The organism is Candidatus Nitrospira allomarina (assembly GCF_032050975.1).
Classification (GTDB): Bacteria; Nitrospirota; Nitrospiria; order Nitrospirales; family UBA8639; genus Nitrospira_E; species Nitrospira_E allomarina.
Genome location: NZ_CP116967.1, coordinates 3,756,251 through 3,768,455, shown reverse-complemented (window position 1 = coordinate 3,768,455; position 12,205 = coordinate 3,756,251). Strand labels below are relative to the sequence as shown.

9 protein-coding genes are annotated in these 12,205 nt (G+C 52.3%); 5 read left to right on the top strand and 4 right to left on the bottom strand.

Annotated features, from left to right (window positions below; genetic code table 11):
- Positions 1-4: 4 nt before the first annotated feature.
- From PP769_RS16725 to PP769_RS16715, 3 genes are all read right to left on the bottom strand, one after another.
- Positions 5-1,513, bottom strand: a complete 1,509-nt coding sequence (locus PP769_RS16725; protein WP_312642273.1) for an efflux RND transporter periplasmic adaptor subunit — start codon at positions 1,511-1,513, stop codon at positions 5-7.
- Between the two features lie 14 nt (positions 1,514-1,527).
- A complete protein-coding gene (locus PP769_RS16720) occupies positions 1,528-2,802 on the bottom strand; it encodes a TolC family protein (RefSeq protein ID WP_312642271.1) in 1,275 nt (424 codons plus the stop codon).
- Positions 2,803-2,974: 172 nt separating this feature from the next.
- The gene (locus PP769_RS16715; protein WP_312642269.1) at positions 2,975-3,337 is read right to left on the bottom strand and encodes a hypothetical protein; all 363 of its coding nucleotides are present in this window, start codon (positions 3,335-3,337) and stop codon (positions 2,975-2,977) included.
- Positions 3,338-4,048: 711 nt separating this feature from the next.
- Here PP769_RS16715 and PP769_RS16710 point away from each other — a divergent pair.
- The 3 genes from PP769_RS16710 (at position 4,049) to PP769_RS16700 (ending at position 7,601) form a co-directional block, all read left to right on the top strand.
- Positions 4,049-4,408, top strand: a complete 360-nt coding sequence (locus tag PP769_RS16710) for a hypothetical protein (protein ID WP_312642267.1) — start codon at positions 4,049-4,051, stop codon at positions 4,406-4,408.
- A 77-nt stretch (positions 4,409-4,485) separates the two neighbouring features.
- Positions 4,486-5,796 (top strand): BamA/TamA family outer membrane protein, encoded by a 1,311-nt coding sequence (locus PP769_RS16705; protein WP_312642265.1) that lies wholly within the window; start codon positions 4,486-4,488, stop codon positions 5,794-5,796.
- A gap of 839 nt (positions 5,797-6,635) precedes the next feature.
- Positions 6,636-7,601 carry a hypothetical protein gene (locus PP769_RS16700; RefSeq protein WP_312642263.1) on the top strand — a complete coding sequence of 322 codons (966 nt, stop codon included), beginning with the start codon at positions 6,636-6,638 and terminating at the stop codon, positions 7,599-7,601.
- Between the two features lie 182 nt (positions 7,602-7,783).
- Here PP769_RS16700 and PP769_RS16695 read toward each other — a convergent pair whose 3' ends face one another.
- On the bottom strand, positions 7,784-9,844 hold the full coding sequence (locus PP769_RS16695) for an FAD-dependent oxidoreductase (RefSeq protein ID WP_312642261.1): 2,061 nt from the start codon (positions 9,842-9,844) through the stop codon (positions 7,784-7,786).
- Between the two features lie 419 nt (positions 9,845-10,263).
- Between PP769_RS16695 and PP769_RS16690 the strand changes: the two genes are divergently transcribed.
- The gene (locus PP769_RS16690; RefSeq protein ID WP_312642259.1) at positions 10,264-10,635 is read left to right on the top strand and encodes a VOC family protein; all 372 of its coding nucleotides are present in this window, start codon (positions 10,264-10,266) and stop codon (positions 10,633-10,635) included.
- 38 nt (positions 10,636-10,673) lie between these two features.
- Complete coding sequence (gene zwf, locus PP769_RS16685) at positions 10,674-12,059, top strand: glucose-6-phosphate dehydrogenase (RefSeq protein ID WP_312642257.1); 1,386 nt, start codon at positions 10,674-10,676, stop codon at positions 12,057-12,059.
- Positions 12,060-12,205 lie beyond the last annotated feature (146 nt).

Below are 12,205 nucleotides of genomic sequence, written 5' to 3'. Positions count from 1 at the left end.
TCACTCACATTCCGGACATGCCCGGCATCGGCATGGTGAAGGTGAGTTGTACCTGAGCAGGGGAGACCGGTTTGCCCTGTTGATTGGATACGGTCACCTGAATACGATTTTCCCCTATGCGCGCGGGCGAGGGATTGGTCGAAAAGCTCAGCGTGAGGTCACCGGCGTTCTTTTTCCTCGTTCCCGCCGGTGTCTTGCTCGCCGGCGCCATTCCTGGTCCTGTCATGGCCTTGTCCGCACCCATGTCCATATCCATCTTGCCCATGTTCGCCTGCTCCATTTTGATTCCTCCCATCCCCAGCGCACCCATCATGTTCGAACTCGCCATGAGCTTGCTTTCCGAATCGAGGAGAAAGGTGCCGGAGGTGGCGATCCGCTCGTCCAAGGCCAGACCCTCGAGGATTTCATAGTAGCCGCCTACTTTCGGGCCGAGGGTGACTGGCCGTGGTTCAAACATGCCCTCTCCCCTGAGCACATAGACGACCTGTCGGGTACCGGAATCGAGCACCGCTTCTTCAGGAACCACAAGCTTGCTTCCGCGATTCACCTGAATCTGAACGGTCCCATACATGTCCGGTTTCAGTCGCAGCTTCGGGTTCTTGAACACCAGCCGAACGGTATTGGTTCGGGCCTCCTGGTTGAGGTAGGGATAGATAAAGGTGATTTCTCCTTGAAAGGTTTCTCCTGGATAGGCCGCCAGGGTCAGGATTCCCAGTTGTCCCACTTGGACGAAGGGCATTTCATACTCAAACACTTCCGCCTGCACCCACACGGTAGAAAGGTCGGCAATCGCATAGAGGGTCATCTCGGGTTTCACCAACGTACCTTTAAACACCTGCTTATCGATAACGTACCCGGCGACAGGGGAATAGATCGTGACATAGGTCTGCGACTTGCCACGGCGCGCTAACTCATCGATCTGCGCATCCGTTAATGTCCAATGTCGGAGACGTTCGCGCGCGGACTGGACCATTTGTGCCGTCTGATGTCGGGTTTCGAGAAGAGGGCTGTTCTGAATCTGCTGGTTGGCCTTCATCGCAAGCAGATATTCTTCCTGCGCTGACACGAGTTCCTGGCTGTAGAGGGTGAACAAGGGCTGACCTTTTTGAACAAGCTGGCCCGTGGAATCCACAAAGAGATCCTCCACCCAACCGGAAATGCGAAGATTGATATGGGTGAGACGTTGTTCGTCATAGTCCACTTTCCCCACGGCACGGATCACCGTCTGGAGCGGGCGCATGCTCACCAGAGCTGTGGTGACGCCAATCAATTGTTGCCGTGCCGGAGTCACCATGGCATAGCCCTGGCTGGATTCCCTCTCCATGGAGGAATGGCCGCTCATGATGTTCATGTCCTGCATGGGTTGTTCGGTCTGCCTCGCCTCGTTCGTGGTCATTCCCGTTGATTGGAAGAGGGGCCACCAGGTTTCTTTGAAAAAGAACAGGCTTGCCACAAGCATACAGAGCAATAATCCGAGGATGATCCAGTTTTTTCGTGATGTGTGCGTGAGCATCGTGCGTCTCCTTCTTACAAGTCCGCGCCGAGCACGCGTTCAAGTTGAGCGACTTGCTGTTCCCGGTTCACGAGCGCCCGTATATATTCAAGCCGAAAGGTGATGAGCGCGCGTTCCGCATCGATCAGATCCAAAAAATCCGTGCGATCCGTCCGATAGCCCGCATGGGCGGCCTGGAGCACCTGCTGTGCCTGCGGAAGGACGGTGGTGCGATAGAGTTCCAGAACCTCTTGCGTGGCCTGAATTTGCACCACCAGATCCTTAACCTGAAAGCGCGTGAGTGTGACAAGGGTTTGTTGCTTGGCTTGTGCGGATCTGACCTGCGCCGCCGCTTCCCGTACACCGGCGTCATACTTCGGTTTGGTCCAGAAGGCGAAGGGAATGTTCACCATCACATTCCCTCCGAATCCGTCGTCGGTTTGGTAATTTTGCCAGCGCTGGAGTTCCACCCGAAGGTGAGGGTAGTACTGCAATTTGGCCAGTTGCGTGGCCGACTGAAATCGCGTCACCGCCAGATCAGCTTCTTGAAGTTCCGGGCGAAGTCGAAGCGCGTGGGCCTGGAGTTCTTCAAGCGAGCGTGTCAGCGGTTGTGGATGTGGTGCCCGTGGGATTCCAAGCGGAGCATGGGGATCACGATTCAGAATGGTATTGAGATGAGCTTGAGCGGTTTCCCGTTGTTGGTTGAGGACGGGTAATTGTTGGGAAATTTTGGAAAGCTCAACTTGAGCTCGCAGGACGTCTACCTGTGTTCGGGAGCCCACTCCGTATTTGGCATTGGCAATATCAAAGAACTGCCTGAGCAATTTTTGCTGTTCATGATGGACCTCAATGGCTTTGTGGGCGAACAACAGCTCAAAAAAGGCCGTTTTGACCGCAGCGGTAATCTCGCGGACTTTAGCCGCCACGCGTTGTTCCGCCTGGTCGGCTTCGCGTATCGCCACTTCGGCTTTCTTTGAAAGCAACCCCGGGAAGGGAAACTGTTGGGCAACCCCGTAGATGACCGTTTGCGTTTTGGTGACATTCAGCGAGTCAGGCGTATTCCACAACTGAACCTTTAATTCCGGGTCGGCCAGGGCTCCCACCTGAGGGGCGCGCTCCTTCATGGCCAGGACCTGCTCGTGTGTCGCCGCGATCTCAGGATTCTGTTGAATGGCTTCCTGGATCAGTGGCACGAGTTCCAAGACCGCTTCAGTCGTGCCGGTTGGTTGAGCCGGGAGTGGACCTGCCGGACCAAGCCATACAATACTGAATGCCACTATCACCACGTATTTTGAAATAATCTGGTGCATGGTTGACTCCGCTTGTTATGTAGCGACCATGGACTTCTCCCCGGTTCTGCCTCGTACCCAAAGAAGCAGAAAGGAGAAAAGGTCCTGTCGAGCAGGCCTGAAAATGTCAGACCGGGATCAGTAAGGTCGTGAATTCAGGGAATTGGTGATGAACGAAGAAACGGGGAGGGGATCAAATACGAAAAACCGAGATGAGGAGGAGAAGGTCTTTTGGCACGGCCACATGGCCGGTACCGGGCGGAAAGATTAAATTTCTGGAGGAGGGAACATGGTCAGGAAGGAGCAGGGCCACTTCGCCAATGAAGGGGGCATGAGCCTGGTTGTTTGAAGGAGTGTCGAGACTCGACTGAACCGCGAGGGTTTTAAACCCGTCACAGAACTGAGTAACAGGCTCTTCCCCCGGCATGGTGCAATCACTCACCTGAGCCACTGGCATTTTGGCAAAGACCGGCACCACGCAGGCGTAGGCATTAAAGCTGAACGCGAGGAACAGACCAATCAGAAAGAGGGCTAACAATTTCGGGAACGATCTCATGAGAATTATCCTACTCCTAAAATTCTTCTCAGTAAATAGCATTTCCAGCAAGCAGTCGTGGGAATACTGGTCGGTCCTCCATGAACCAATGGGGAGAAAGGTCGTAACCACATATCTGATGCCTTCTTTCAAGAAAACGATGGCTGAAGTTTTCATTGAATCACCTTAAAAAGCAAATACGCGAAGATCTACTGACGGAACTTGGATTCGGGATCAGGGAAAGGGAAGGCTCTTCTGGATAACGACAGGACAGAACAGCTGATATGGGATGAGTGGGTTTCTGGTAAAGAAAGGGAATATTCTAAGGTCTAACCACTGTACTGTTTCGGATTGGTGGTTGGAAGAGATTAACTGAAATAATCGCTATCCGATGATCGTAAAGGCAGTTTCGGATCGGGTTCTGTTTTGATATCCCCTTCCGGCCAAAAGCGGACATTAGAGTACTAAGCGTATCGGGGTAAAAATGTGCATTGAGCTGCCTATCTAGAATATTTCATGATCTCAATTTTCATCGGATTGTTATGCAAATGGATTGTGCAACCTAAAACCTGTTGTTTCCATTGAAAGCCAAATTTGTTTGCAGATTTGCAGAAAGGTTCATTTTTGCAACCCATTCATTTCATAGGAACCGGTCTTGGTGGCACTACATCTTATCAAATGGTAATAACACGAGCATTGTTCAAACTCCTTAGGTTCTCTATACTGTGGATTATGTATTTACGAAGGTTGCCTCATAATGGGCTGTTCATCATTTGGCTTTCGCTCCTACTCTGTATATGGACCACCGCCGATCTGGTGGTCGACCTTGTATTTGAAGAACAGGAGGTGACAGCCAACACCCATGAGGCTGGGGAGGCGGACCCGGACGGTGTGGCCGAACATCTCCTCATGCCGTCGGAACGTGCAGGCGTTGTAGCCCAGAATACTGGTACAGCACCTCAGCCACCAGACCTCCAGGTTTTTTTCGTCGCGGTCCCTGTGTTGGGATTAACGACTCCGAGAGGCCATCCTCCGCCTCATCCCCCTCCCCGTAACAGGCCCGTTTCTTTTTCAATTCCTCTTCGCATTTAAACTCATCCAGTACCTCCAAGTTCTCGCTCGTCCAATTGGTCGATGCGCTCAACTTTGTTGTCTTAAGGAGGTCTGTAATGAGACATCTTTACCTCCGTTTCAAAAGTTTACCAAGCCTTGTTCAGTGGGTCCTGGCCTCGTGCCTCGTACTGGCGTTCAATGGTGTGGCACTGAATCATGGCGCTCTGGCTGCAACCGACAGAGTCGAGGACGAACTTTTCCGGATCGATGAGGTGGCCATTGAAGGAATCATTCATACCAAACCAGAAGTGATTACCCGGTTGCTCTCTCGGCCCATACCCGGCGAATTTTCTCGAGCCGAGATTGAAGAGTTTGAGCGACGGGTGCGGAATCTCAGCCTCTTTGATCTGGTACGAGTAACACACGAGGGTCAAATTTTACAGGTTGAGGTTCACGAAAAGATTACCCTTTCCCCAATCCTGGCCTTCACTAGCGGGAGCGACCTCAAAGATTTGACGGCCACGGTCGGGTTGGTGGAATACAACTTGTGGGGTACAGCCACACAGCTTGGGGGGCAGTTCCAATACAGTCAACGGGGCCCCAACATCGACGTGTGGCTTTCGCAACATCCCTTCGAACCCGATCGGTGGGCCCAAGAGGTCAAAGGTTTCTACAAAGCGAACCAAATCCGGTTTTCGGACTCGGATGCTAAATGGACCCGCAACCGCATCGGGGGTGAGTTTGAACTCATAGGGCCCTACCGATATAGCTCACCCCTACGGTATGAAGTGGTCACGAAATTTTACCGTGAAGTGATTAAAGACGAAAAAAAAATATCAGAAAACTCCCCAGACGGGAATTTTATTGGGGTGATTCCCGAGCTGATCTGGGACCAGTATCATTGGAATGATCTGATGCCAAAGGGATACCGACTTATTCTTGAGCTTCAGCTCGGATACTTTTTTGGAGGAAACGAACCACGTCATGAAGCCCTATTACACTATCTCCAAGGAATCCCGATGGGTACCAGTACCGTCTTGATGATCAATGGTGTGGCGGAAGCGGTCAACAACAGTAAAAATCCCAATCACAGCTTATTAATCGGAAGTATTGCCGGAGTTCGGGGGCTTGATGACAATCTCTTTCGCAATCGAGCCCAGGCCTACACCAACTTGGAACTCCGGCATGCCATTCCCCTCGCACCCCGCTGGGCGCTACAAGGCGTCCTGTTTACGGATTTCGGTACCTTTCAGTCATTTACCGACGAGGGGAAACTGCGCGATTGGCAAGAAGCTGTGAACGTGGGAACGGGGATTCGCGTCGTGCCAACATTCCTTGCCAATACGCTCTTGCGAGTCGATGTAGCCCATCTTTTCTCGCCAAGAGCGAATTCGCTGGTTCAATTCGGCATCACCCAGTATTTCTGATATTTTTTGGGGCTCTTACACAGGAAAGTTGTACCCAATTTTGTCTACTTTACTCAACGCGTACACTTTCGCAGCATTACGCGTACTACCTTATCCATTAGGTCATCAAGCACCACACCTAGGAGGACTCAAACATAGTGCGAGTTGGTCTTTGTAGCAACCAATACATAGGCTTCATCCATCACGTCAATTGCTTTTGGCTCATCGTAGCGAACTCACTCACTTAGCCGCTTAAATTATTGGTCTGCTTTGGGTCGTTTGCCGTCCGAGGATAGATTCTTTGATAATGTTTAAAGCTAATCGACAGAGTTTGGCCAGAAGCGAACATTTTTCTTATTTCATTCCAAGAATTTTGTTGGGATTTTTTACTACACACCCCTCATATGAACGCAATCTGGCCTTTTTGACTTGGAGATTATCGACAGGCGTCTGTAAGTATTGAGCGTCCGATACTCCGAGGATACCTGCTAAAATCCGACAGGTCAGGTTATGCATTTCAAAAAAAATATTACGTCCAGGCGCCACCCCGTGACTTCCAAAACCGAGAATTCCCTCAGTCCTTGATGTAATTGGTGACCCCAATCTGTAGCGTTTAGTCATCCAATGGTAAAATTTATTCTGCTTAACAAGCACTCATTTTAAAGAGAAACAGGCTGACCTTTTTTTGTGGGTGATCGACCAGCATTCAGATGTTCCCAGCATCTTCCAAAGTTTCATATAATTGATTGAAACTCCAATTACTCCGCAAATAGGATCTTTTGCATAAAAGTTCACGAAAATTTGAAACCTTTTTGTCGGGCGACTGATGCCAAGATTGTCCGAGTTCGGAGATGATTTCAATGAAAACCTTCAGATTACTTCTTGCAATTTTGGCCCTTGGAGCGTCCGTCTTCGGCCAGGATGTCATGGCACAAGAACTGCCATCCTTCACGACCGGTTTGGCGCAAACCGTCAATCCCGGCCTTTATGCGTGCAGTGATCCCAACGCGCGCATCAGTGCGGTCGGAAAGATCAAGGCCAAAGAGGGCACAGAGTGGATCGTGCCGGCCAAGACGCATTTCGAAACCGCGGCAAAAGCGGCGGATCTCTACAATCAAAGTAACGGGATCCGGTTGCACCGGTCGGCAGATCTCGACCTCCAGTCGGTTCCCGTGATTGATGCCGGTGGCAGCGATATTTTCACGGCATATATTTTTGCCGACAACTATTTTGAGTTTTATGTCAACGGCACACTCCTCGCGGTCGATGCGGTTCCTTTCACGCCCTTTAACAGTAGCGTCATTCGCTTCAAAGCGACCCGGCCGTTTTCTCTCGCTATGGTGGGCGTTGACTGGGAAGAAAATCTGGGTCTCGGCTCGGAGCAGAACAGGGGATATGCCTATCATCCAGGTGACGCCGGATTGGTGGCCGTGATTAAAGACGGGAGCGGCCAGACCGTGGCCGTCACCGACAATACGTGGCGCGCTCAAACATTTTACACTGCGCCACTCAATGACCGCTCTTGCCTGAAAGTACGTGGTCAGGTTCGAGACAGCTCTGCCTGTTCGATGGAAAGTGCTCGAGACGGGAGTTCATTCTCCGCGGCGCATTGGCAGGTTCCTGCCAGCTGGTTCGCACCGGGTTTCGATGATAGCGACTGGCCGCACGCAACCGTCTTCACCAACGACACCGTTGGCGTCAATAACAAACCGGCCTACATGAATTTTCGCAATGTATTCGATGACCCGATTGCCGACGCCGACTTCATCTGGTCATCGAATCTGATTCTCGACAACCTGGTGCTCATGCGAAAGGTCGTCGAATAACGATGCCACTGGGAAGTGTGTTGGTTTTTGAGGAAAACTGCAAGGACCCGCATGAGTCAAATAGCACCTCTCAATGGCAGAGAGCCATCAGTCCTTCCACCAGAGAGAGAGGTGCCAACAATTTTTTCACCAAGGAGCCTAGATAGGCTTCATTTTGCCAATTGGTAAATGAAGAACCCTAATTATTCAGGTGTGTCTACAGAGGAAGCGTGCTGACTCCCTGAGGCCCGGAGGTCGAGGTGAATTCTCGCCTCGGCAAGATCCAGGTGACTGAGAATTCCTACCGGCCTGGAGCGATCATCCAGCACCGGCGCCTGTTTCACATCTTTCATGTACAACACCCGTAAGGCTTCCCGTACAGTCTGCCCCTCACGGAGCGCGGCGACCTCATGCTTGGCGATCGTCTCGACGGACTCACCAAAATCCTGGCCGAGGGTCATGGCCCGATAGACATCCGTCTTTGTCAGAATGCCGGTCATTTTTCCTTCCGCATCCACGATGGGCAACAAGGTTTGCGAACAATTCCCAAAGGCCAGGATGGCCTCATTGATCGTGGCGGTTTCGGATAGACATGGTACGGACTTTTTCATTACGGCTTCGACCGGAGAGGAAAGCAGTTCCGTCGTCCACCGTGCTTCGCCCAGGACGTCTTCTTGTGATGGTCGTTGGGCCGTGTGACGAAGGATCTGACTGAGCGTTTGGAAACTCTCGACGAAGGATTTGAATTCTTTTGAATTAAACACCATGAGGGTCGCTCCCGTCTTGGCTGTGACCGTGACGCGCCGCACCACACCATATAAAAACGATCCCTCGCCAAAGTGATCCCCAGGGAGCACTTCGTCACGCCACAGCACTTTGCCGTCGCCATCGTATCGGGTGGCTTCCAGTGTGCCGTCTTCCACAATATAGAAAGCGGAGCCTCGTTCCCCCTGGCGGAAAATCACATCCCCCGGTTCCACATGTATGCGCGCAATTTTTTGTGTTTTTTTCAAATCCAGGTAATTGAGATCCGGCGGAAAAAAAAGCTCAAATGTCCAATCAACCACGACCCGAAGTTTGCGGTCGAGTCCGGGCAATTTTAGCAAATGAACTGTGCGTGTGACCCACCAGGCCAAAAACCCGCTGAATTGGAAACCAAAGATCGAACAGACCCCTTTATGATGGCCGATCGTGGCCATCTGGCCCAGCGTTTTGTATCGGAATGAACGAAGAGGTTTGCCGGAGGAAGATAAGGCGATGTTCTCGGCCGCATGCCGGCCGAGTTGTATGGCAAATTGGGCCGTTGGCGGACATTGATTCCCATAGCCGTCGGGATTGGCTGCTCCATCCCCAATGCCCCAGAGATGGGTATGTCCCTTGAGGCGTAGGAACTCGTTCGTCACCAGCCATCCGTTGGCATACTCCGCGGCCAAATCTTTGAGCACCGGATTCGGCGCATTACCAATGGTACAAATCGGGTTCCGGGATTCCAGGCGTGTGCCATCGTTCAACCGGATATATCCTGCGCTCACCGAAGATGCACGTTGGTTGAGCAACACCGTCATTCCTCGAGATTCAAGAAACCGTTGCGCAAAACGCCCGAGGTCTTCGCCCAGTTCAGGGAGTAAATGTGCGCCCGAGTGCACCAGAGTGACCCGCAGCTCAGACGGGTCAAACGACGGATAAAACCGTCTGGCGTCATGTAACAAATCAAGAATTTCACCAGCCGTTTCGACCCCGCTGTATCCACCACCGACGACCACGAAATGGAGGAGAGATCGCCGGATATCGGGGTTGGGTTCAAGATCTGCCTCCTCCAAGCGTTTAATAATATGTTCCCGTATTCCCAGCGCATCAGCCAGTGTCTTGAGAAATAACCCGTGCTCCATCATGCCCGGTATCGCGCGGAGATTGGTGCTACTTCCCAACGCGATGACCAGGTGTTCGGCCTCGACGGGTTCCAGGCTTATCCCCTCATCCGCATTGAATTCGACTCGTCGTTTTTCCAGATCAATGGTCGTGACTTCGGCGCGTTGCACAGTACAGCGGCGCAAGGCCAATCGAATGGGGTTCATAACATGGCGCGGCTCGATACCCGCCCCAATCACTTCCGAAAGAAAGGGTTGATAGACGAAATAGTTCTCAGCGCTGACCAGCAGCACGCGTTTGGCCGTGTCTTTCCCCCAAAGTTTTTCGAGTCGACGGGCGCACGCCAGGCCGGCAAATCCACCACCAAGAATGACGACCTCCCATTTTTTTTTCATACGGCTTATCGTCTTTTCTTTGTGTGATCAGGTGTGGCGATCACGTCAGTCTTGTGCAGGAACGATTCGCATCGCTAATTTTTTTGCGTTTGCCCAAAATGCTGCCGATTTTACCATGATTGTACGCCTCATCGCCCCTCAGGAGAACTGGGATTTTCCCTGGTCGGGCAAATGAAGGACCCTTGCTGAATCTCCCATCCGGGTCTGTCGGCAGGGAAGATCCTGTTTCAGCTTGCCGGGCCTTCGCCAAAACAGCTAGATTTTCCCATTGATGACCATGTTCATGAAACACGGCCACATGAACGCCCGTTCAAAGTGTGAGAGGACAGACAAAACTCTCGCCGTGGCTCCTCGCCTGCCGGTCTTCCCGCCGCCAGGCCAGGTGATTCAGGACCATCGCAACGTGAAGGAGATATGCCTTGGCAATTGAACTCAATCACACCATTGTCCCGGTGCACGACAAAGTGGCTTCGGCAAAATTCTATGCGAAAATTTTCGGACTCGTGTTCGATGAAGGAAAGGTCGAATATTTCGCGCCGCTACGGATCAATGAGAGGCTCACATTTGATTTCGATGATGATGTCGACAAATTCGACAGCCATCACTATGCATTCAAGGTCGGGGAAGAGGATTTCGACCGGATCTTTGGTCGCATTCAGGCCGAAGGCATTCCCTATGGGAGCGGGCCGAGGGCGCGGAAGGATATGACCATCAACCACCGGGGTGGCGGACGGGGAGTATACTTTTGCGATCAGAATGGACACATCCTTGAACTCCTTACGGTGGAGTAGGGACCGATCAATTGGCTTGATTGTTCAAGGAGGGATTGATGGGGAATGCTCGTACAGATGCGCTTGTGCTTTTCGGAGCCACAGGGGACCTCGCACAGAAGAAAATTTTCCCCGCGCTTCAGGCCATGATTCAGCATGGGAAGGTCGACGTTCCGATTATCGGTGTCGCCAGAGGCGGCAAGGACGTGGATTACCTCCGACAGCGAGCCCGAGACGGTCTGGAGAAATTCGGCGGTGGAGTCGATGAGGCCGCCTTTGCAAGACTTTCCGATTTGCTCAGATGTGTGGATGGGGATTATCAGGAGGAAGACACCTATGCCCGTTTACGTCAGATCCTGGGTACCGCCCAACGCCCCCTCTTCTATTTGGCCATTCCTCCGTCTCTGTTTCCAGCCGTGGTGGAAAGCTTAGGAAAGTCAGGCTGTGCCTCCGGTGCACGAGTCGTCGTGGAAAAACCATTCGGGCGCGATCTGGCTTCCGCCCAAGCTCTGAATGGGACCCTCCGTAGCGTCTTTGATGAATCGGCAATTTTCCGTATCGATCATTATCTCGGAAAGGAGTCGATTCAAAATCTCCTGTTTTTTCGTTTTGCCAATTCGTTTCTTGAACCCATCTGGAACCGGAACTACGTCGAAAGTGTGCAGATCACCATGGCGGAGAAATTCGGGGTAGACGGGCGTGGTAAGTTTTATGAGGAAACCGGTGCGATCCGGGATGTCGTGCAAAATCACTTGTTGCAAGTGGTGGCCAACCTGGCCATGGAGCCACCTGTCAGTTCCGGTGGGGAAGCTCTGCGCGATGAACGGGTTAAAGCGTTCAGGGGCATTCGGGCACTCACGGGGAATTCCCTGGTGCGGGGGCAGTTTCGGGGCTATCGTGAGGAAGCCGGGGTAAGGCCGGATTCGCAGGTCGAAACCTTTGCCTCGATGCAGCTTCACATCGATTCGTGGCGGTGGGAGGGCGTTCCCTTTTTCATTCGAACAGGGAAATGCCTTCCGGTGACGGCCACGGAAGTGTTGGTCAGACTTAAATATCCGCCTCATCAGCTCTTTGACGACAGTCGGTCAGATGCATCGAACCATATTCGTTTCCGGTTGGGGCCGGACCGGGTCGCGATTGCGATGGGCGCCCGAGCGAAGAAGCCGGGCGAACGGATGATTGGGGAAGACATTGAGCTCTATGTATGTCGCCAACAAGGCGACGAACAGGGGGCCTATGAACGCCTCATCGGTGATGCGATGGTGGGAGATGCCTCTTTGTTTGCCAGGGAGGACGGAGTCGAAGAGGCCTGGCGTATTGTGGATCCAGTTTTAAAGATGTCCACCCCTGTCTTTGAATATGCGGCAGGAACGTGGGGGCCCAATGAGGCCCAGGGCATCGTGGCGGATAGTGGTGGATGGCATAAACCAACGGAGGAAGATTGAACTGATCAACTTGCTCTGGATACGCCTTCAGTTATAGGTCTTCCTGCGGTTTACTAATAAAACAGCCGGTGCTACCCTCAAGGCTCCCTTCAAGCCTCTCACTTGAACGTGAGCGCTTATTATTTCTACTCTGGCATTCTTTATCT

Coding starts and splice junctions, on each gene's coding strand:
- PP769_RS16725 (WP_312642273.1), bottom strand. CDS start 1,513: ATGCTCACGCACACATCACGAAAAAACTGGATCATCCTCGGATTATTG.
- PP769_RS16720 (WP_312642271.1), bottom strand. CDS start 2,802: ATGCACCAGATTATTTCAAAATACGTGGTGATAGTGGCATTCAGTATT.
- PP769_RS16715 (WP_312642269.1), bottom strand. CDS start 3,337: ATGAGATCGTTCCCGAAATTGTTAGCCCTCTTTCTGATTGGTCTGTTC.
- PP769_RS16710 (WP_312642267.1), top strand. CDS start 4,049: ATGTATTTACGAAGGTTGCCTCATAATGGGCTGTTCATCATTTGGCTT.
- PP769_RS16705 (WP_312642265.1), top strand. CDS start 4,486: ATGAGACATCTTTACCTCCGTTTCAAAAGTTTACCAAGCCTTGTTCAG.
- PP769_RS16700 (WP_312642263.1), top strand. CDS start 6,636: ATGAAAACCTTCAGATTACTTCTTGCAATTTTGGCCCTTGGAGCGTCC.
- PP769_RS16695 (WP_312642261.1), bottom strand. CDS start 9,844: ATGAAAAAAAAATGGGAGGTCGTCATTCTTGGTGGTGGATTTGCCGGC.
- zwf (WP_312642257.1), top strand. CDS start 10,674: ATGGGGAATGCTCGTACAGATGCGCTTGTGCTTTTCGGAGCCACAGGG.